Genomic DNA, 21,428 nt, shown 5'->3' with positions numbered 1-21,428 from the left:
TAATGTTTTTGTAATCCTAAAACCGAACGGCTCATAAGAATGCATTATTCAACTTGCTACCAATCCCAGTGATTTTATATTAGATTTCTTTACTGGTTCGAGAGCTACCGGTGCTTGTTATGCATAAAATGGAGTGTAAGCGGTATAATTGAACTTAGTGAACATTGCTATACTCACATTATTCCTCGTTTAAAACAGATGATCGATGGCACCAAGATGGTATTTTTAAAAGTGTAAATTGGCAAGGTGGAGGTAGATTTTGCTATTACAGATTTGCGCCTCTCTTTTGCAAAAAGATCGATGGAAACAATGGGTTATTAGTTGCAAATATAATGTATGCTTTCAGAAACTATGTGTAAACATATGGAGTTTACCTATATACCTGATGAAAATTATTATTGAATGCAAAGATATTCAAGCAAAGCAGATTATATTTATGTAATAACCAACGCCATGACACATAAGCAGCTCCGTGTTATCAGTGAAGAGGTTAGATCTTATCCGTTACTGTGGTTATTTGTTAAGAGTGGTGCTGGTGGCAAATAAATGGCTTTATCCAGATCTTGTAGGAATGCGAGATTTAAGTAGAGAATGGCATCTTGCAATATTTGGATAAAAAATAAAACTTTGGTCTTTTGAAGTAAAAATTCTTATCTATCGCTTTTAAATGTACGACAAGTATTTTTTCAAACGGTCAGCAATTTTTCGTGGGCTAATTTTAGTTATCTAGTCGCTAGCGAGATTTTCAGGCTCAGAATATGGGAAGTTAATTAGATATCTTCTAAAAGAACTCTAAATGCTTTTAAGTTTACATGGAAATGGATTTATAAGATTTGATAGGGAAAATTTTTCTGAGAGTCAAATTATGATTTCTGCAAAAGAGCGTAATGATACTAATTGGGACATCGTTAATAGATTATTAAAGAAGAACAAAAATTTTTTTGTTTATATTAAACTCATTCACCAATTTTATCAAACTGGCGAATCTCACCAGTTTGATTGAAATCATTTCCCATAAGAACTTGTTTTCTAGGTTTCTACCATCCTCAAATTTTCTAATTTATCTCTTATCACTCTTAATTATACACTATTAGCGTAAAAAATAAAAAACTAACATCAGAAGGGAAGAGTTTTTATACTACCGAACGTGTTACATTAGAGAATTATTAAAAACTTTTGATTGTTCACATATCAGAAATAGAAACAAACTCTTTCATCTTTTACAAAAATATCAATAACTTTAAAAGATTCCGATAGACTTATTCTTCAATAATACCACATGCTAAACGTGCACCACCTCCACCAAGCGGTAATGGCTTATCTGATTGATTATCCCCTCCTATATGAATTATCATTGAATGGCCTTTAACTTCAGAAAGCTTTTTGAGACGTGGAGCGATAACACTCATCGTCGCTTGTCCTTGCTTATCAACATACAGTGTTGGTAAGTCACCAAGATGACCGTTGATATTATAAGGTCCAAGATGTTTGTTGGTATGCTGTGGATCATAATGACCGCCTGCAGCACCACCAATTACACCATCTTTTGTATCACATGAAGGATTTTCATGTATATGAAAACCGTGCAAACCTTCTGGCAAACTAGATAAATTTGGCGTAAAAATCAAACCGTATATATTTTCTTCAATTTCAATTGTACCAATAGGATTTTTTATGTTGTTTTCTTTTAATTCATAAATCTTTACTTGTATAGAATTCGCTAATACATTAGATATACAGTTTAAAAATGCAATTTGAGCTAAAAATAAAAATATAAGTTTATTCATACAGCACCTTTTTTCATTATTAATGAATTTTATATTTTATAATAAAGACTGGTTTTCAAATATTAATTCTTCACTTAAAAAATGTAAAATCAATATGTTAGTTCATTAAATTTTATATCTTAAATATTTTCTAGCATATCTAGAACGATTTTTTTTATCTATCAAACAATGCAGATTTCTTCAAGAGATGCTTTTAAAAAAACAGTTTTTTTTAAAGCGCAGTGAAAAATCAGATCAGAGAAGAAATTTTTACAACTTAGTTTTAATTAGTGTTTTATCCATCTTATGATGCGGATTTTATAAAAAATTTGAATATATAAATATAACTTGTTCATGAGCAAAATAAACGACGAAAATTTTCTACTCATTACGAAGTTTGTAAGAAAAATAATTATTGTGATGTATATAAGTTTCCCATAAAATACAAAATATACTGATAAAAACACCCATTATTGATCCTATCATTGCACCAATTATCGTTCCGACGAAAAGTGCTATACCTGTACTCATTGCGATAATCGGACCAAATCCTGGAAGAGCAATATAACCATAGGCTGCTAGGATTGCTGCGATTGCTCCCGATACGCTGCCATTTAAACCTCCAATGAAAACTAGCTCTTTAATAAAATGACAAATCTTTTTTAAAAAATTTCTTTTATCACTGTTATAAGAATCAACGTTGCTATAAGTTTTAAAATCAGTCACATTTTTTTCTTTCATTTCGGACGCTAACTATTCCAGAATAATCGACAGATACAAAAAAATGGCACTTTTTAAATTCTACTAAAGCGCGCCAAATACCTTTGTCATCTAAACGCAATCGTTTAATAACCCCAAAGCCATTTTGCATAAGACAATTTTTAATTTGCGTGTTAGTAAACGAATTTTGGCCTGGTTTAGTGATATCTTTTTGGGCATAGGCAAAGGTTTGACAATAAGGGGCATGGAAAACTTTACTTATTGAAAATGCAATTATAGGTGAGATACATATAATCAACATAAAAAAAATACTTAATTTCAAATTTTCATTTAATCCCATCTTATCACCATCTGTTAAAACAATACTTTAAATAACCTTTTTATTGATGACAGGTTCCAGAGAATAGCTTATTTTCAATTCTATATTTAATGACGTAAAATTTTGAAAATTTATGTTGATTAACTAAAACAGCCATTTTAAATTGGCATTTCTACAAAATTCGTATCTTTAAATGACTATAGATTTACGTTCATTTTTTTTGATACAAATAGAATAGAATAAAGATATAAAATAAAGTTTGTTATTTTTTTATCGTCGATAAATTTGACTTTTCTTAGTTTTTCAAAGCTTTATTTGTTTAGGTGATTTGGTTGGAAATGTTTGCATAATTTCTTTAAATCCGTAACCGGGATACATTCCTTCTCTCGTAAATAAATTACGTAACGGTAAGCAATTACGTAATAATCCAAGTCCAACGCTTCGCATGATATGAACAGGTAACATACTAGAAAGTAAAGCAGAATTGAGCATATGAACAAATCCACTTCGGATCAATATATCAGGTTTCCGACATTTGTTATAATGTGCAACGATCATTTTAGAGTTAGAATCAGATATTTTGTTGGGTAAAATATCAATCAAAGTTTGAATATCACGAAAAGCTAAATTCAATCCTTGCGCTCCAATAGGAGGCAAAACATGGGCTGCTTCACCTACTAAGATTGTCCTATTTGCAGCAAAACGTTGGGAAATAAGTCCTGAAAGCGGCCATGCTTGAATTGGTGTTTCTAATGTCAGCTTTCCGAGCATTGATTGCATTTGCTTTTCTATCACTTTTACAATTTTTTTTGATTCTAGATGCAATAATTCTTCAGCGTGAGAAGGATTAACAACCCATACAAGACTGGATCTGTGTCCTGGGAGTGGAACCTGTGTAAAGGGACCACTTTCTGTATGAAATTCAGTCGATGTATTTTGATGGGATAAATCATGAGAAAAATTAAGGACGAGTGCTGTTTGCGGATAATTCCATTTTTTAACACTTATATCTGCTGCTTCTCGTGTTCGAGAGTGGCGTCCATCAGCTGCAACAACAAGCGATGCTTGAATAACTCCACCATCTGCAAGGGTAACATGTATATGATTTGGTTGGTGATGGAAAAAGTGTGCTGAAGACAAAAATCGTTTGATATTAGGCGTACGCGCAACAGAAGCGACTAAAGCATTGTTTAACTCTACATTAGGGATATTATAACCAAAAGCCTCTTCACCAATTTCAGCGGAAGAAAAATTTACAGTAGGAGCACGCACAATCCGAGAGGTTATATCTATGATTCTAATGAAAGATAAAGCTACTGCATGACTTTTGACAATATTCCAAATATTGAGTTTTTGAAGTGTACGAATTGCTGGCATCATAAGGGCGGTCGTGCGTAATTCATTTGTATCAACAGATGGACCAATAAGACAAACAGAATAGCCCTTATGCGCAAGATTCAATGCTGCTAACATGCCAACAGGGCCTGCGCCAATGACAGCAATATCTTTATGTTCATTTTTTTCAAATGTCACAATTACTTGAGCCTTTCTTCATCTACAAAACATTTTAATGTTTCTAAATGAATAATCTCTTTTTATTTATAAAATTTCCTTATTATATGTAATAAAGAATGCAGTATAAAAAAGTAACCTTTTTATGTTTTTTTTAGGATGAATCATACTATGGAAAAGATATCGTGTTGGTAAATGAATGGAAATTTTAGAAACGAGGATAAGAAAACCTTGAAACGAAAGCTAACAAAAAAAATCAAAACGAATGCAGATCTCTTGCGCCATAAAAAAGTAACAATGCCACAAGCAAAGGCTTTTTCTGTTCATTTACTAACAGCTTCGGGTTCGTTTTTAGCATTTCTTTCTCTTATATCAGCCTCTCAAAAAGAATGGACTGCTATGTTTTGTTGGCTCGGACTTGCACTTCTTGTTGACGGTATCGATGGGCCAATTGCGCGCAAACTTGATGTTAAGTATGTACTTCCAACATGGTCTGGAGAACTCCTGGATAATATCATTGATTATGTGACTTATGTCTTAATTCCAGCTTTTGCGCTTTATCAAAGTGGTTTTATGGGATCAGGATTATCATTTTTATTAAGTGCAATCATTGTCATTTCATCGGCGATTTATTATGCAGATACTGGAATGAAAACCAAAGAAAACTTTTTTAAAGGATTTCCTGTCGTTTGGAATATGATGGTTTTCACGCTTTTTGTCGTAAGACCAGGGGAGTGGATCACCTTTAGCATTATTGTCTTATCAGCAATCATATCTTTTTTACCTATTTATTTCATCCATCCACTAAGGGTCATCCGTTTGCGTAGGCTTAATTTTCCAATTTTTCTTTTATGGTGTTCCTTTGGTGTTGCAGCATTTTTTTACCAACTGAATGCTCCATTTTGGGTTAAGATAGGAATTTCAGTAACAGGTGTTTATATGTATTCTATTGGTGCTATTATGCAAATATTTCCTCAATTAGGAATAAAAAACAATTAAATAGATAATTTTAGAAAGAGTGTGAGATGCAAATTGACTTTGGAGCAGGTGATGAAATCTCTTTTATAAAAAAAGGGCATGTTGGTATTATAAAGCTCACACGCTCTTCAGCGTTAAACGCTCTTAATGAGCGAATGGTTTCCGCTTTTAAAAAAGCTCTGAATGCATGGGAAACAGATGATGATATTTCTTGCGTTTTAATTGAAGGGGAGGGACGTGCTTTTTGTGCTGGTGGGGATGTTGTGGAAATCTACCATATGGGGGAAAAGCCCTCTTCTTATCAATATTTTAGTGATGAATATCGCTTAAATGCTTATATTAGACGTTTCCCAAAACCTTACATTTCTTTTTTAAATGGTATTTGGATGGGAGGAGGTGTAGGTATTTCTATATATGGTTCACACAGAATTGTGACAGAAAATACACTTTTTGCTATGCCAGAAGGTGCTATTGGATTTTTTCCAGATGTTGGTGCAAGCTTTTTTTTACCATCTCTTCCCAATCACTTTGGCATTTATCTTGCATTGACCGGTGCACGCATAAAATGGGGAGATTGCTTAAACTTAGGGTTAGCAACACATGCTGTTCCTGAAATTGAATTAGAATGCATTAGAACAGCTATTATTGAGCAAGGAAATCCTCAATTAGCTTTAGAAGAATGCGCGATTACAAAAGACTATGAAACAAGTCATGAAATACGCGGTGTTATAAATGTTTGTTTTGGTGCACATACGTTAGAAGAATGTATGGAACTTCTTTATAAAAAAAGTAAAGAAGGACTTTTGTTTGCTAAAGAATGTTATGATATTTTGCAATCACGCTCTCCAACAAGCTTAAAAATTATTTGGAAACAAATGAAACAAAATTCATCTCAAACTTTAGAAGAGTGTATGAAAATTGAAAACCGCATTGCTCATCATATGATTAATTCACATGATTTTCGTGAAGGTGTACGTGCAATGTTAATTGATAAAGACAAAACACCAAGGTGGCATCCAGATAAACTGTCGAGTATAACAGATGAAATGATAGATATTTACTTCCAAACTGTTGAAAAAGAATTATTATTTTGATAAATACCTCCCCAAAAAAGATTTCAAAAATTAATTTAATTTATAACTGTTATTTACGGTTTTTAGCGCTTATCTGCTTGGGTTTAGGTGTTTTTTATTGGATACGTCTTGTTGGTGTATTTCCAGGAGCTTTATGGCGTTTTGATCTTATGCCATGGTCATGGCAATGTTTATCGGCCACATTGGCTATTGTTTATCCTATTGCATTAATTGGGCTTTGGATGTCTTCACCTTGGGGAATTATTTTATGGTGCATTGCAGCTTTTAGCGAAACGTTAGCGATGATTTGTTATTCTGACTATCAGCTAATTTTACCAGTGTTTCATGGAATATTATTCTTAACTCTCATTACACTGCAAATTATAAGGCAGATTATAAGGCAGATACTTGGAAAATAAGTTCCATAATATATATTATGCGATTAATGTTATAGAAGAAAGAATACAAGAATTATCGGATTCTTAGACTTGTGCTTCTGTTTCAAAAACAAGCCCTTGATATGCAGGTTTAATGTGCGATGGGAGATAATTTATAACTTCATTGTAGTCAAGTGATCTATCCATATGTGTGAGTATAGCTTTTTGGGACTTTAAATATTTTATCCATTGTAATGCTTGATCAACAGAAAGATGACTTGGGTGAGATTTAAACTGAAGAGCTTCAATAATTAAAACATCCAAATTCATTAACTTTGCTAATGTTCTTTTAGGAAATTGACTAACATCTGTACAATAAGCAACATTACCAATACGAAAACCTAAAGAATAGATACTGCCATGCAATTGTAAGTGCGTATTGACATGTATTGAGCCACCCTGCCCTTGGATTATAAATTGGCTATCTTCATTGATAAGATGCGCTTTTAAAATGGGTGAATAAGATGAACCTTTTGGTGTTTGAAAACAATATCCGAAAGCATTTTTCAAATGTCTTAGTGTAAAAGAATCGGCATAAATATCTATCAGACATTTTTGTGCAAGTGCGTAACTACGTAAATCATCAATACCGTGAATATGATCTGCGTGAGAATGTGTATAAAGTGCAGCATCAAGATGCTTTACACCTGCATCGATCATTTGTGATCGAAAATCTGGACCAGTATCAATAACAATAGTTGTTTTTTTCCCTGATTTATGAATGCGTTCGACTAATAAAGAACTTCTGTAGCGTTTATTTTTAAAGTTATTGGGATCACACGCTCCCCAATCACCATTGGGACGTGGAACTCCAGGAGAAGAACCACAGCCTAATATTGTAAAGCGGTACCGATCCGACATACCTTTTCCCTTACTTCATTTTGCTAAATAAACGAAAAGCATTTTGCGTTGTTATCCGCGCTATTTCTTCAATAGTTAAGCCAATTGTTTCAGCCAAAATAGCCGCTGTATATTGCACAAAAGACGGCTCATTCGTTTTTCCCCGATGAGGAACAGGTGCTAGAAATGGTGAATCCGTTTCCACCAATAAATACTTATGAGGCACAATTTTTGCTATCTCACGGATTTCAAGCGCATTTTTAAAAGTGAGAATACCTGAAAAAGAGATATATCCACCAAGCTCAATGCCAGCACGAGCGAGTTGCATCCCAGACGAATAACAATGCAGTACAAATGGAAAAGCATCTTCTTTTATCTGTTCGCGTAATATTTTTTCCATATCTACATCAGCATTGCGGGAATGTATAACAAGAGGGAGCTGTGTTTCTCGAGAAGCGACAATATATTCTTGAAAAACTTTCTTTTGCTCTTCTGGTGAGGAATAATCATAATGATAATCAAGACCAACCTCCCCAAATGCAACAATTTTAGGATGTTTTGAGAGATCAATGAGTTCTTTAGCTGTAATATTTTGTTCTTCATGGGCATGATTGGGATGCGTGCCAACAGTACAAAAAACTTGAGGATAGTTTTTTGTAATTGTTAAAAGTTTATCCAACTTACCAACATGCGTTGAAATTGTTATCATACGTTTAACATTTGCATCTAGCGCTCTTTGGATAATATCATCCAAATCTTGAGCAAAATCCTCAAAATCAAGATGACAATGCGTATCAATCAACATGATGAATATCGTCTTTTTTAAGAATATAACGGGGAAAGATTGGTTCTGGTGGCGGAAGATCAAGACCTTCTTGAATTTTTGAATTGCTTATATGCTGCAATAATCGATCTTCTTGAGAAATTGTAAGGCTATCAAGAAGTTTTGTTGCTGATTGTGGTATAAAAGGCAACAGCATAATTCCTATTCGCCGCAAGATCTCTAAAGTTATGTAAAGAACCGTGGAAAATCTTTCTGGATTATTTTTCCTTAAATTCCAAGGTTGTTCGTTAGCAAAATAGCGGTTGGCATCTGAAACCACTGAAAAAACAGCTGAAAGTGCTAAATGTATTCCCTGAGAAGACATGGCTTGGCGCATAGTATCAAGGGCTTGAAGAGATTTCTCCAAAAGCTGTTTATCCTGAACTAAAAATGTAGCTGGTATAGGAACTTTTGCATCACAGTTCTTAGCAATCATAGACAAAGAGCGTTGCGCTAAATTACCAAGATCATTAGCAAGATCTGCATTAATACGATTCACAAAACTATCATGGCTATAACTACCATCTTGTCCAAATGGCACTTCACGGAGAAGAAAATAACGTACTTGATCAAGACCATAGTGATCCACCATTTCAAAAGGATCAACAACATTTCCAATGGACTTTGACATTTTTACACCACGATTGAGTAAAAAACCATGTGCAAAAATACGTTTAGGCAATGCAATGCCAGCAGACATTAAAAATGCTGGCCAATAAACTGCGTGAAAACGAATAATATCTTTACCAATGATATGAACATTTACAGGCCAAAAATCACGTTTTTTTGAATTTTGATCAAAAAAGCCAATGGCTGAAAGATAGTTTGTGAGTGCATCAACCCAGACATACATTACATGTTTTGGATCATTTGGAACACAAATTCCCCAATTAAAACCTGCACGTGAAATAGAAATATCTTTTAAACCCGACTTGATAAAACTTATAACTTCATTACGTCGTTCAGGTGGAGCAATAAAATCAGGATATTTTTCATAATATTCAAGAAGAGCTTTTTCATAACGAGAAAGCTTAAAAAAATAACTTTTTTCTTCGTTCCATTCAACTGGAGAGCCTAATTCCTTTTCGCGACGGATATTATCTTCTCCAATTTCAGTATCCTTCTCTTCATAATAAGCTTCTTGACGGACTGAATACCAACCTATATATCGGCTAAGGTAAATATCGCCATTCGCTTCCATTTTTTTCCAAATTTCTTGACAAGCTTGATAGTGGCGCTCTTCTGTTGTACGAATAAAATCATTGTTAGAACAATTTAATGCTGAAAGCATTTTTTGAAATACAGTACTGTTACGGTCTGCGAGTTGCTTAGGTGTTATGCCCAACGTGGCTGCTGTTTGTTGCATCTTCAAACCGTGCTCATCCGTACCAGATAGAAAAAATACATTCTTACCATCTAATCGTTGAAAACGGGCCAAAACGTCGCTTGCAATTGCACTATAGGCATGTCCAATATGTGGAGTACCATTAGGATAAAAAATCGGAGTTGTTATATAATACGTGTCAGGCATGTCATACTCGTTGTAAAACACAATAAAAGATACATTGAATTTTAATGACATAACGCCTGTTAATCAGATTGTCACGAAAAAAGCTCACTCTCACAAATGATCTTATGAACTCTAAAAAGCAAATTGATAATGAATTGCTTTTTATCAAGATTAAATGACTGCATTTCTCCTACTTCTTGATGAATTTCCTGCCAGATTTGTGCACATTTTTTTGAAAGAGGCAAATTTCCTCTTTCAACAAGCATGATAGCTTTTTCTTGAATTTTATCAAGAATTTCATCACAAAATTGTTGAAATTGGATAGCTGAAGAAAAAGAAGAAAGTGTTTGTGCAAGAGTATGTACGATAGCTGGATTGTAAACAGATTGCTCTAATAAAGCATCAATGGTTTTAACAATTTCAAGCCCTCCATAAATAAGTAGGGCTGCTTTTCGAGGTCTTCCATTGGATTTTTTAACAAGATTCCGAACAGTTTCTTCATCAATCACATTTTGATTGGAAAACATATGTGTAATGACTTTTTTCATCTCATTGTTATGCAATGGACGCAAAGAAATCTGTTGACACCGTGAGCGAATTGTTGGGAGTAATTTTCCTGAAGAGTGTGTGATAATAATGAATAATGTCTTTGCAGGAGGCTCTTCGAGTGTTTTGAGAATTGCATTCGCTGCACTTTTATTCATATCATCAGCAGGATCAATAATAACAATACGCCACCTATTGTCTTGTGACGTTTGGTTTAAAAAATGTATAATCTCGCGAATATCATCAATAAGTATACCTGTTTTAAACTTTTGCGTTTTTACATCAAAGCGACGTGAAATATGCAAAAGACCAGGATGACTTCCCTGTGTAATTTGACGCCATGTAACGGAATTATGCTTTGGTTGCACGAAGTCATCCTTTTGAGAGCTTAAAATATTCCAAGCAAGGTGAAACGCCAACGTAGCTTTTCCAATCCCGTAATCTCCTTCAAATAATAAGGCATGAGGTAAACGTTTTTCCTTAAGCATTTGTGCTAAAAAATGACGAGCAACTTCATGACCAAAGATAATATTATTCTGTGACGGTGGTAAAACTTTACCGATATCATCATATTGGCGTAAAAAATTCACATCACTCATGGAAACTGATCCAACAACATCACTTGATCACAAATATCTCTTATTTGATCTGCAATAATTTCCACTGTATCCGTTCCATCAATCACACGAAACCGACATGGCTCCTGTTTTGCTAATTGAAGAAAAGCTTGGCGCCTTTGTTCTTGAATCTTTAGTTCATCTTTTTCAAAATAATCTATCGTTTCTGCTTTTTTCCTTCGCAAATTTACACGCTTCATACCACATCTTGCTGGTATATCTAACAAGAATGTCAGCTGAGGCTTTATTTCATTAAGTGCAAGATATTCTAAAACAGCAAGAGTAGAGGAATTTACTCTATCATTAAGTCCTTGGTAAACACGTGTAGAATCAATAAAGCGATCACATAAAACAACTTTGCCTTTTTGCAAAGAAGGCATAATGACTTCACTAACATGATCGATGCGCGCTGCTGTAAGCAAAATCGCTTCAATCAAAGGTCCATATTGTTGTTGTACCTGACCTGACAATAAAATATGGCGTATTACTTCTGCACCTGCGGTTCCTCCTGGTTCTCGTGTTGTAAAGACATCATAGCCTTTGCTACAAAGATGCTGAGCAAGCAAAAAAATTTGCGTTGTTTTTCCTACGCCTTCCCCACCCTCGAATGTGATAAAATAACCAGACACTGATGAACCTTAATTCTTAATTTAGTATGTAATATAAATATTTGCGTAACCATCCAATTGTTATTTCATAGAATGCATTTTTTACTTTTGCAAAAAAGCTTCCTTCCTGAACATTGTTTCCAGCAAAAACTGGTTTTTCGAGAAGAACCTTTTTATCTTGTAAAATTTGAATGATACCAATTGGTTTTCCTAGAATAATTGGAGCTTTCAAGGGACCACGATATTTAATTTTTGCTTTAACATCCATTTTTTTTTCATTGGAAAGCATGAAATCTATCGGCTCTTTAACAATCAGTGGCACAAAGCTTTGCTCCCCACCATAAACAGAAGCATGAGCAACTGTTTCTCCTTTTGTAAAAATTGTTTTAAGACTAAAAGCTATCATTCCCCATTGAAGAATGCGTTCTATTTCTTTTGTGTATTCTCTACCATTTTGCAAACCATTTATTGCTAAAAAAAGATGTCGATGATTTTTATAAGCAGCAACAACCATTGAAAAGCCTTTTTCTTCACTGTAGCCAAAACCAAAGCCTTCTACACCAATTTCTTTAGAAATAAGAGGATTTTTGTTACGTTGAAAAATATTATTCCAAGTAAAGTGAGGTTCACGGTAAAGTGTATAATAATCGGGATAGGTACGAACAATATGACGCGTTAATGTTATCATATCGCGTAATGTCACAAACTGTCCCTCTTCAGGAAGCCCTGTTGGATTAACAAAATTGCTATGTCTTAATCCAAGCGCTTTGGCTCGCTGATTCATCAATTTTGCGAAATTAGCTTCACTTTCCGATACTCCCTCAGCAAGGATAATGGCAGCGTCATTTCCATTAACAATAATTAAACCACGCAAAAGATCAGAAACACTGATTTCTGTCTTCACTTTTGCAAACATAGTGGTTGTACCGGAAGGCGCTCCACCCTTGCGCCAAGCATTCTCACTCACCTTGAATGTTTGTGTACTGCTTAACAATCCTTCCTTTAATTGATAAAATATAACTTCTGCTGTCATCAATTTTGCTAATGACGCAGGAAAAAAAGGAATATCACTTTGTTTTTCAAAAAGTATTGTATCTGTTTCATGATCTAGTAATAGTAATTGCGGTGCAGAAGTTTGAAAATTTTGCGCTTTTCCCCACCCATTTAATGTCAGCATCCAAAATAAGGTAAGTAAAATCCTTAATACCATATGCATAACCGATCCTCCCGTATCTCAAGAATCAGTATAGAGAATACTCTTATACAAGAAAAGATTTTTTCTTTTCTATAAATCAAGAATTACTTGCTAAAGAAGATTATATTTCACTGTTCGTTTAGTTTTACCAAAATAAAAGCAATATAATACATTTCTCGCGTAAGGATTTAAATTTAACGTTTTAAAGGCTTGTAAAACACAAGACGCCCCTTCACAGAATAATATTTATCTTTATCCATGAGAAGAATCCACCACTTTAAGGTACAAATAGGTAAGAAAAGGCATTTGCATCACGCATTAACTGTTAAAGAAAATCGTAGGATTGTAAAAACTAGATTATTAGCATTTGCCTTTTTATGAACAACACACAACCTCATTTTTAGTGAAAATCCTACCGCATTCAACTTTTTTAATCATTCGTCGTTTGGAAGCTTCGTACGATTAAAAATTAACACACGCTTCATCTTAAAATAAGCTGCAAGCACTCCATCTCTGCTCTTTTTCTCGGCTCATTTCTGATTTATTGAGAAAGACTATTTTATAGAAGCTATCTGATGGAACAACAACGGCTTGTCAACCAGCACAGGACCAATCTCTGGCAATTTTATTGAAACAATTTTACTTAGTTTCTTCTGTTCAACAACAGCTTTGGTTGATTGTTTTTTGCTGCCTATATTGCCCTTCTCTAACATAATGCTTTCTCTTTTTTGAAGAGTATCTGCTAATGCTAAAGAATATGAACCGATATTTCCAGGTGTATAAGAGGCCATTAAATAAGCACCATCATAGTGGCCAACAGGTGCTTCAGCAATATACTCCACTTTAACATTTGTTACACCGGAATTTTCATAACCAAGTATTGCTGCGGCTTGTTTTGACAAATCAATGATTCTATCCTTCATAAAAGGACCACGATCATTCACTCTCACAATAAGTGAAGAGCCATTTTCTAGATTCGTAACACGAGCATAACTGGGTAAAGGCATCGTGGGGTGAGCAGCAGTCAAGAGATTCATATCATAGATTTCACCATTCGCTGTTAAACGCCCGTGAAAATCTGAGCCATACCATGATGCTTGTCCAATACGTTTATAAGCCGGATCATGTTGAGGATAGTACCATTTTCCTTTTATTTTATAAGGCTTGCCGACGACTGCCCGCCCACTTCTTTTTTCTTTTGATTGATTTTGTCTACTTGAAACTTTTTTAGGTAGACTAACAGTCTTTGCATCAACTGCCTTATTATTACAGAAACTTTTTAATGTAAAATGCGTTGTTTTGCTTGTACAGCAAGATACCAATAACTGAGAAGCAGCTACTAGAGAAACAAATTGAAGTGTTGATTTAACAACGGAAGAAGATTCTTTGTCTAAAAGCATCTGAAAACCCGCTTATTTTTCTATTACCCATCGAAAAAATACACCATATCTTCTTGTATGCGATGGGAAAATTCATAGTATAGGATGATTCCCCGCGCACCGATATACGATAGACTTAAAATTCAGCTTTAATCAAGAAATTAATATATTGTTAAATTATTTTTTGTTATTCGTCACAAAAAATAAAAGCACTTTTAAAGACATTAAAATGAATAAAAATAATAAAAATCAATATATTAAATAAAAAACATAGTCTCATAATATAAACTGTGAATAAATAGGGGTTCTCTGTATAAAGGTCAGTTAACCACTAGAAAATAACTGTAAATACAGAAAAAACTGTAAATTAATAAATCAGTAATAACTTGAGAACGTGAACAGGAATATCTGCAACCAATGCAAAAATTATGATATCGCAACCTACAACGCTTTTTGGCTGTATTGAAGATAGCAATGTCATCACTTTATACAAATTAGATCTTTAATAGCTAACAGTTGTTAGTGAGGGAAAAGGGAAAAAAAAATGAATTAAAATCCTCGAATCTTTATTAATATTATAAAGCTGGTGAGCGCGCAGGGATTCGAACCCTGGACCTACTGATTAAAAGTCAGTTGCTCTACCAGCTGAGCTACGCGCTCCCAAACAAGCTCTCTTGCCTATCGAAAGTGAATGAAACATACGGTTGACTTTTGATTTGGTCAACACCTTTTGAAAAAAAAATATTCTTTGTTTTAGTTATCAATATTTTTCTGCTATTTCTTCTTTCCTCATCGTTGTATACGAAACCGCTTATAGAATTTAGCTTAAGATAATTTTTTATTTAAAAAAATAAAATATATTTTAAAAAATAAAAAAAATTAATAAATAAACATAAAATATTAAATATTACTTTATTAAATTCACTTAATAAAATTAAAAAATAGATATTATTGTTTTATCAAAATAAAAATTGTATAATAATTACTTAAAATATATTTTTTATTCTTTCTTTTTTGATTCTGTTTATTGGAATATTCAATGCTGACTTGTAAACAATATGAATTACTTTTGTTCATTCACAATCATATGAAAGAAACGGGCGTTCCCCCCTCCTTTGATGAAATGAAGATTGCATTGGAGCTTACTTCAAAATCTAGCATTCATAGACTTATTACAGCCTTAGAAGAGCGAGGTTTTATACGCCGTTTGCCAAATCGTGCCCGTGCAATGGAAGTTGTCCGACTTCCCGAGAAAATAACATTTAACCTTTCTTCAGCACGTAAAATTTCCCCTAGTATAATAAAGAATAATAAAAGAAGAGTATCAAAAAACTCTGATAATTTTAATTTGAAAGATAAAAAAAACATCATCATTCCCATTATGGGTCGCATTGCTGCTGCTGTACCTATTTCCGCTATACAGCAACAAATAAATACGCTTTGTTTGCCACAAGATATGATTAGCCTAGGTGAATATTATGCCCTAGAAGTCAAAGATGATTCTATGATTGAGGCTGGAATTCTTGATAAAGATACTATAATTGTTAGACGTCAAAATACGGCAACACCAGGCGAAATTATTGTTGCACTCATCGATAAAGAAGAAGTAACCTTTAAACGTTATCGACGCAAAGGAAACTCTATTACACTGGAAGCTGCAAATCCGCACTATGAAACGCGCATATACAGACCTGAGCGTGTGCAGATACAAGGTAAGCTTATCGGACTTATTCGCAAATATTAAAAAACAAAAAAGTTACTGAGTAAACTCCTCTATTCAATGACAGATTGTTTAAGTATTTTTTTAGCATGTTATATGCTACGCAGACTCATAAAATTTTGTAGAAAAAATCAAGAGCATTTTTATTCTTAATAAAGTAAAAGAGACAAATAAAATTCGACTGTCATAAATGTCATAAAGTTGTAGGAATTATTATGGCAGTGCCTCGTATTAGTTTTGTTTCTCTTGGATGCCCTAAAGCACTTGTAGATTCTGAATGAATTATTACAAGTCTTCGATCCGAAGGTTATGAAATTTCATGCAAACATCAAGGTGCTGATCTCGTTATTGTGAATACCTGTGGTTTTCTTGATTCTGCCCGAAATGAATCACTCGCCAATATTGATGAAGCCCTTTTAAAAAAATGGAAAAGTTATTGTAACTGGGTATCTTGGTGCTGATCCCGATGTTATTCGTCAAGCATACCCTAATGTATTGGCCATTACAGGACCACAAGTCTATGAAAGCGTTATACAAGCAGTTCATACAGCAATTCCTCCAGTTCATGATCCTTTTATAGATTCAGTGCCCCCTCAAGGGATTCGTTTAACACCCCGTCATTATGCTTATTTAAAAATTTCTGAAGGATTCTCTAATCGGTCTAGCTTTTGTATTATACATACTTTGCGCAGTAATTTTATGTCACGCTTTATCAGTGATGTTCTTCGTGAAGCTGAAAAACTTGTACAAGCAGGTGTAAAAGAACTTTTGGTTATTTCACAAGATACAAGTGCTTACGGCATTGATCTTAAATATCTAGAAACTCCTTGGAAAGATCGCACAGTAAAAACAAAATTTTTCGATCTTTGTCGCGAATTAGGTAATATGGGCATTTGGATACACATGCATTATGTTTATCCTTATCCTCATGTTGATAACGTTATTGAATTTATGGCGGAAAAAAAATTCTTCCTTATCTGGATATTCCTTTTCAACACGCATCACCAACTGTTTTGCGCAACATGAAACGCCCTGCTCTTGTGAAAAAATAAATCGTAGAATTGAAAAATGGCGCATAATTTGTCCAGATCTCACTTTGCGATCCACATTTATTGTTGGCTTTCCAGGTGAAACTCATGAAGATTTTAATATACTTCTTGAATGGTTAGACGAAGTCAAAATTGAATGTGCCGGCTGCGTTAAATATGAAGAAGTAAAAGGTACTGTTGCAAATGATTTGGGATTTAAAAGCATTCCTGAAGAAGTGAAGGAAAACCGCTGACATCGCTTTATGGCAAAACAACAAAAAATTTCTACTCATCTTTTAAAGAAAAAAGTTGGAAAAAGACTTCAAATTCTTATCGATGAAAGTCAAGGAAAAATAGCTAAAGGTCTTAGCCAATATGATGCTCCAGAAATAGACGGCGTTGTATATATATCGTCACGACTCCCCTTACGTGTTGGTGAATTTGTCATTGTTAAAATAGAACGATCAGATGCTTATGATCTTTATGGTATCGCAGTTTGAAATTATAAAAAAGGCTTAAATTTATTTTTATGAAGATCACAGTCAATATGATGAAAATAGATGTTATTGCGTATATATTGTCACAACTATCATTTACATGAACATTTAATCTTTAAAATAGATTTTTAAAATCAAAAAATTTTTTATCAAGCAAATGGCTTGGGCGTACATTTGTTAAGGCACGGATCATGGTGTCTTTACGCCCTGGCATTTTTCTTTCAATATCTTTTAGCATTTTCTTCATTGCATTGCGTTGTAAACCATCCTGGCTACCGCAAAAATTGCAAGGAATGAGAGGAAATTGCATTGCTTGAGAAAATTTTTCCATATCTTCCTCGGCAGCATAAACAAGAGGGCGCAAAACAAAAAGGTCTCCTTCATCGTTTATAAGCTTTCCTGGCATAGCTGCTAATCGACCACCATGAAACAAATTCATAAAAAACGTTTCCAAAACATCGTCACGGTGATGTCCCAGAACTAATGCTGAACACCCCTCTTCACGTGCAATACGGTATAAATTGCCACGTCGTAATCGAGAACAAAGAGAACAGTATGTTTGCGTATGCACCAATTTATCTGTAACAACTGAATAAGTATTCTGATATTCAATGCGATGTGGAATTTGATAAGAACTCAAAAAGTCTGGAAGAATATGTTTTGGAAATCCTGGTTGTCCCTGATCAAGATTACAGGCCAAAATTTCAACAGGTAAAAGACCACGCCACTTTAAATCTAGAAGAAGTGCTAATAAACCGTAAGAGTCCTTTCCGCCTGATAAAGCAACGAGCCATTTTTTTCCTGATGAAAGCATAGAAAAGTCATCAAACGCTTGCCGTATATGACGCAAAAGCCGTTTGCGTAATTTATTAAACTCCACAGTTGAAGGAGCAATCCGAAATATTGGATGGCAATCATCAGTCTTTATTGCCAAAGGATCAACTCTCTCTCTATTCTTTTCCATTGTCTGATATTCAATTGAAACATTATTTATTAATATTATATTCTGCACAATAAACAGCTTGCTCTGCAAGTAACACAAAACATAAACGCAACGCAGTTTAAACCGCTGTTTATTTGAGCTTAAAATGATAAGTGCAAAAAAGCGAAACTATATCGAGTTTGTTGTTATAAAAATAACAATAAACTCGATATAGTTCTACTCACAAAAATCACTTGTTCAAAAGCTTATAAGCAACATAATATTTTTGAACATGTAAAAAATAGAAAGAGCAATGCCAGACTGTGAGCATTTATCGAGAATAAAACTCAACAACCAAATTGGGTTCCATTTGCACAGCATAAGGAACGTCTGCAAAAGCAGGAACACGGATAAATGTTGCTTTCATCTGATTGTGATCCGCTTCAATATATTCAGGCACATCCCGTTCAGCCAATTGCACAGATTCCAAAACTAAAACAAGCTGTTTTGATTTCTCACGAACCTCAATAACATCACCTGGCTTACAGCGATATGATTGAATATTTGTGCGTCGACCATTCACATTAATATGACCATGATTGATAAATTGGCGAGAAGCAAAAATCGTCGGTACAAATTTTGCACGGTAGATGACCGAATCTAAACGAGCTTCCAAAAGCCCGATAAGATTTTCACCCGTATCACCACGTCGACGAGCAGCTTCTTCATAAGTTTTACGGAATTGTTTTTCTGAAATATCACCGTAAAATCCTTTTAATTTCTGCTTAGCACGCAATTGCACACCATAATCAGAAAGTTTACCTTTACGGCGTTGTCCATGCTGACCTGGACCATAGTCACGGCGATTAACAGGAGATTTTGGACGACCCCAAATATTTTCTCCCATACGGCGATCAATTTTATATTTTGTTGTTTCGCGTTTACTCATCGCATTTCCTTTAAAATAAAGAACAAGATTCCAAGGAAACGCACCCTCCTCTGCCTTCAAAAATAAAGACTGACAGAATATCTTAACACATAATATGCAAAGTTATCCGCGGGACACGTCAATTCATGCCATTTTCTTGAAAGAAAAAGCTGGAATGACTTTATTAATCTCACACCTCAAAGTCAACTCCTTTCATGATATTTAAGCTAAATCCTTTTAACAAGCGCTTTGTTGAAGAAGTTGTATTTTGTGATGTAAACAATGCAAAATCTTTATGCTTCTTTATAGTTTTGTGATGCGTTCTTTGCGGTAATAACGATCTTGTGTGTTTGGCTATAGCCTTTGAAGGATCAATCCATTGAACGGGCCATAAGGCTTGTTCACGAAAAAAGTGAATCAAAAAAGGATAATGTGTACACGCTAACACAATAATATCAGTGTATTTGCCATTTTTCTCAACAAAGCACGGAAGGATTTCATTACGCAATTCTTCCAAATCGACAGATTTTCCACGTAAATAATTTTCAGTAAATCCAGCAAGTTTTTCACTTCCAACAAGTTGAACATGGCACTGATCTGCAAAACAATTGATTAATTCATGTGTATATGTACGTTTAACAGTTCCAGGAGTAGCTAACACTGAAATAAAACCAGATTTCGTTTGTTGAGCTGCTAATTTAATTGCAGGAACCGTTCCTACAAAAAGAATATGGGGAAAATTTTTTCGTAAATCTGCCATCATAAGTGTAGAAACAGTATTACAAGCGATTACACATAAAGCAGGATTATAAAGCGTTACAAGATTTGTAAAAACTTTTAAAATACGGTTTTTTAGAACATTTTCTTCCCAATTCCCATAAGGAAATCCAACATCATCAGCAACGTAAATAAATTGCTTTTCAGGGATAAGAGCGCGCACTTCCCTCAACACTGTTAAACCACCAATGCCACTATCAAAAAAAAGAACAGGTCGTTCATCCATCAGTTTTCACACTTGTTTTTAATTTTTTATGATCACGATCTGCGGGTGAACCGCTTCCTCGCGGAAATTTAGGCGAAAAATGATCCAATGAAGATATAATCCCCCATAGCAAGCGCACTTCAGATTCGCTAAAATTAGCGCGCGTAAAAACAGAGCGCAGATTCGCAAGCATCACCTCTTTGCGTTCTCGGGGTCTAAAATATCCACGGATATCTAAAGAATCCTCTAACTGAGATAAAAAACCATGAAACGTTGCTTTATTCGCTGGCTCCATTTTTGCTGCACGAAAAGCTGTATCACTTGCATCTTCTAAACCTGATTTCATCCATTCATAAGACATAAGCAAAACCGCTTGTGCAATATTAAGTGAAGCGAAAGCAGGATTCACTGGAAAAGTGATAATTTCATCAACAAGACTGATCTCATCATTTTCTAATCCCCACCTTTCTCTTCCAAAGACAATACCTGTCTTCTGCCTAATATTCTCACGCTGACGTAATATAGTCGCCGCTTCAACAGCACTTTTTACCGTTTTAAAACCACATCTTTTACGTGCAGTTGTGGCAAAAACGTAGTGCAAATCTGCAATCGAATCACGTAATGTATCAAAAATTATTGTATCGTTAATGACATGATCTGCTTTACTTGCTGCAGCTTTGGCTTTTTCATTTGGAAACTCTTCTCGAGGTTTGACTAACCGAAGCTTAGAGAGCCCAAAATTTGCCATTGCCCTTGCTACCATACCAATATTTTCAGACAACTGCGGCTCGACTAAAATAATAATTGGCCCATTTGTTAAATTCTTACGATTCTTATTGGTTCCAGCCATTATAATTATGATCCTATCGCTGATTTTTTTAACGCAACCTTCCTAAAATAACATATTCCATGAAATAATCTTTTAAAGAACAAGTTATAGTCAATATTATTTTTTCACTCAAAAATTGTGAGTTTAAAGAGATTAATAATAATTTGTAAAAGCAAAAAATGAATTTTGCTGCTTATAG

The 21,428-nt window shown here is 34.3% G+C and carries 19 protein-coding genes, 1 tRNA gene and 1 pseudogene; 5 read left to right on the top strand and 16 right to left on the bottom strand.

The features are described from left to right. Positions 1-1,259: 1,259 nt before the first annotated feature. The 4 genes from sodC to O9A_RS04835 form a co-directional block, all read right to left on the bottom strand. Complete coding sequence (gene sodC, locus O9A_RS04850; RefSeq protein ID WP_034459331.1) at positions 1,260-1,787, bottom strand: superoxide dismutase family protein; 528 nt, start codon at positions 1,785-1,787, stop codon at positions 1,260-1,262. A 360-nt stretch (positions 1,788-2,147) separates the two neighbouring features. Further along, positions 2,148-2,492 (bottom strand): hypothetical protein, encoded by a 345-nt coding sequence (locus tag O9A_RS04845; RefSeq protein WP_342543606.1) that lies wholly within the window; start codon positions 2,490-2,492, stop codon positions 2,148-2,150. Beyond that, complete coding sequence (locus O9A_RS04840; protein WP_034459328.1) at positions 2,485-2,826, bottom strand: hypothetical protein; 342 nt, start codon at positions 2,824-2,826, stop codon at positions 2,485-2,487. The genes O9A_RS04845 and O9A_RS04840 overlap by 8 nt, the downstream gene beginning before the upstream one ends. A gap of 282 nt (positions 2,827-3,108) precedes the next feature. After that, positions 3,109-4,338 (bottom strand): UbiH/UbiF family hydroxylase, encoded by a 1,230-nt coding sequence (locus O9A_RS04835; protein ID WP_034459326.1) that lies wholly within the window; start codon positions 4,336-4,338, stop codon positions 3,109-3,111. Between the two features lie 174 nt (positions 4,339-4,512). On the opposite strand from O9A_RS04835, the gene pcsA reads away from it, so the two are divergent. Genes pcsA through O9A_RS04820 form a run of 3 tightly spaced genes read left to right on the top strand, consistent with a single transcriptional unit; the run spans position 4,513 to position 6,787 of the window. Further along, positions 4,513-5,316, top strand: coding sequence for a phosphatidylcholine synthase (gene pcsA, locus O9A_RS04830; RefSeq protein ID WP_034459324.1), 804 nt, complete (start codon positions 4,513-4,515; stop codon positions 5,314-5,316). A gap of 26 nt (positions 5,317-5,342) precedes the next feature. After that, positions 5,343-6,389, top strand: coding sequence for an enoyl-CoA hydratase/isomerase family protein (locus O9A_RS04825; protein WP_034459323.1), 1,047 nt, complete (start codon positions 5,343-5,345; stop codon positions 6,387-6,389). After that, positions 6,386-6,787 (top strand): DUF6163 family protein, encoded by a 402-nt coding sequence (locus O9A_RS04820; protein ID WP_034459320.1) that lies wholly within the window; start codon positions 6,386-6,388, stop codon positions 6,785-6,787. Before O9A_RS04825 ends, O9A_RS04820 begins: the two co-directional genes overlap by 4 nt. Positions 6,788-6,850: 63 nt before the next feature. Here the strand turns inward: O9A_RS04820 and O9A_RS04815 are convergent, their stop codons facing one another. The 8 genes from O9A_RS04815 to O9A_RS04780 all read right to left on the bottom strand — a co-directional run bounded on the left by O9A_RS04815 (position 6,851) and on the right by O9A_RS04780 (position 14,983). Next, a complete protein-coding gene (locus O9A_RS04815; protein ID WP_034459317.1) occupies positions 6,851-7,666 on the bottom strand; it encodes an MBL fold metallo-hydrolase in 816 nt (271 codons plus the stop codon). A 10-nt stretch (positions 7,667-7,676) separates the two neighbouring features. Continuing rightward, positions 7,677-8,450 carry a TatD family hydrolase gene (locus tag O9A_RS04810; protein ID WP_034459315.1) on the bottom strand — a complete coding sequence of 258 codons (774 nt, stop codon included), beginning with the start codon at positions 8,448-8,450 and terminating at the stop codon, positions 7,677-7,679. Next, positions 8,440-9,999: a methionine--tRNA ligase gene (metG, locus tag O9A_RS04805; protein WP_034459312.1), complete on the bottom strand. Its 1,560-nt coding sequence runs from the start codon at positions 9,997-9,999 to the stop codon at positions 8,440-8,442. The genes O9A_RS04810 and metG overlap by 11 nt, the downstream gene beginning before the upstream one ends. 71 nt (positions 10,000-10,070) lie before the next feature. Beyond that, entirely contained in the window at positions 10,071-11,123 is a 1,053-nt protein-coding gene (locus tag O9A_RS04800) for a DNA polymerase III subunit delta' (protein ID WP_034459310.1), read from the bottom strand. Next, complete coding sequence (tmk, locus tag O9A_RS04795; RefSeq protein ID WP_034459308.1) at positions 11,120-11,770, bottom strand: dTMP kinase; 651 nt, start codon at positions 11,768-11,770, stop codon at positions 11,120-11,122. Before tmk ends, O9A_RS04800 begins: the two co-directional genes overlap by 4 nt. A 16-nt stretch (positions 11,771-11,786) precedes the next feature. Next, on the bottom strand, positions 11,787-12,965 hold the full coding sequence (locus O9A_RS04790) for a D-alanyl-D-alanine carboxypeptidase family protein (RefSeq protein ID WP_034459307.1): 1,179 nt from the start codon (positions 12,963-12,965) through the stop codon (positions 11,787-11,789). 533 nt (positions 12,966-13,498) lie between these two features. After that, positions 13,499-14,344 (bottom strand): septal ring lytic transglycosylase RlpA family protein, encoded by an 846-nt coding sequence (locus O9A_RS04785; RefSeq protein WP_034459306.1) that lies wholly within the window; start codon positions 14,342-14,344, stop codon positions 13,499-13,501. Positions 14,345-14,907: 563 nt separating this feature from the next. After that, positions 14,908-14,983 (bottom strand) — tRNA-Lys (locus O9A_RS04780). 379 nt (positions 14,984-15,362) lie between these two features. On the opposite strand from O9A_RS04780, the gene lexA reads away from it, so the two are divergent. Both lexA and rimO read left to right on the top strand, forming a co-directional pair. Beyond that, the gene (gene lexA, locus O9A_RS04775) at positions 15,363-16,067 is read left to right on the top strand and encodes a transcriptional repressor LexA (protein WP_034459304.1); all 705 of its coding nucleotides are present in this window, start codon (positions 15,363-15,365) and stop codon (positions 16,065-16,067) included. Positions 16,068-16,258: 191 nt separating this feature from the next. Beyond that, a pseudogene (gene rimO / locus O9A_RS04770) lies at positions 16,259-17,571 on the top strand (30S ribosomal protein S12 methylthiotransferase RimO). Between the two features lie 112 nt (positions 17,572-17,683). Here the strand turns inward: rimO and ttcA are convergent. The 4 genes from ttcA to O9A_RS04750 form a co-directional block, all read right to left on the bottom strand. Then, the gene (ttcA, locus tag O9A_RS04765; RefSeq protein ID WP_245262472.1) at positions 17,684-18,532 is read right to left on the bottom strand and encodes a tRNA 2-thiocytidine(32) synthetase TtcA; all 849 of its coding nucleotides are present in this window, start codon (positions 18,530-18,532) and stop codon (positions 17,684-17,686) included. A 289-nt stretch (positions 18,533-18,821) separates the two neighbouring features. Beyond that, complete coding sequence (gene rpsD / locus O9A_RS04760; protein WP_034459302.1) at positions 18,822-19,439, bottom strand: 30S ribosomal protein S4; 618 nt, start codon at positions 19,437-19,439, stop codon at positions 18,822-18,824. A gap of 169 nt (positions 19,440-19,608) precedes the next feature. Beyond that, complete coding sequence (gene murI / locus O9A_RS04755; RefSeq protein ID WP_034459299.1) at positions 19,609-20,421, bottom strand: glutamate racemase; 813 nt, start codon at positions 20,419-20,421, stop codon at positions 19,609-19,611. Next, on the bottom strand, positions 20,414-21,250 hold the full coding sequence (locus tag O9A_RS04750) for an RNA methyltransferase (RefSeq protein WP_034459296.1): 837 nt from the start codon (positions 21,248-21,250) through the stop codon (positions 20,414-20,416). Before O9A_RS04750 ends, murI begins: the two co-directional genes overlap by 8 nt. Positions 21,251-21,428 lie beyond the last annotated feature (178 nt).

Origin of the sequence: Bartonella koehlerae C-29, assembly GCF_000706625.1 — a bacterium.
GTDB lineage: Bacteria > Pseudomonadota > Alphaproteobacteria > Rhizobiales > Rhizobiaceae > Bartonella > Bartonella koehlerae.
This window is presented reverse-complemented; position numbering and strand designations above follow the sequence as displayed.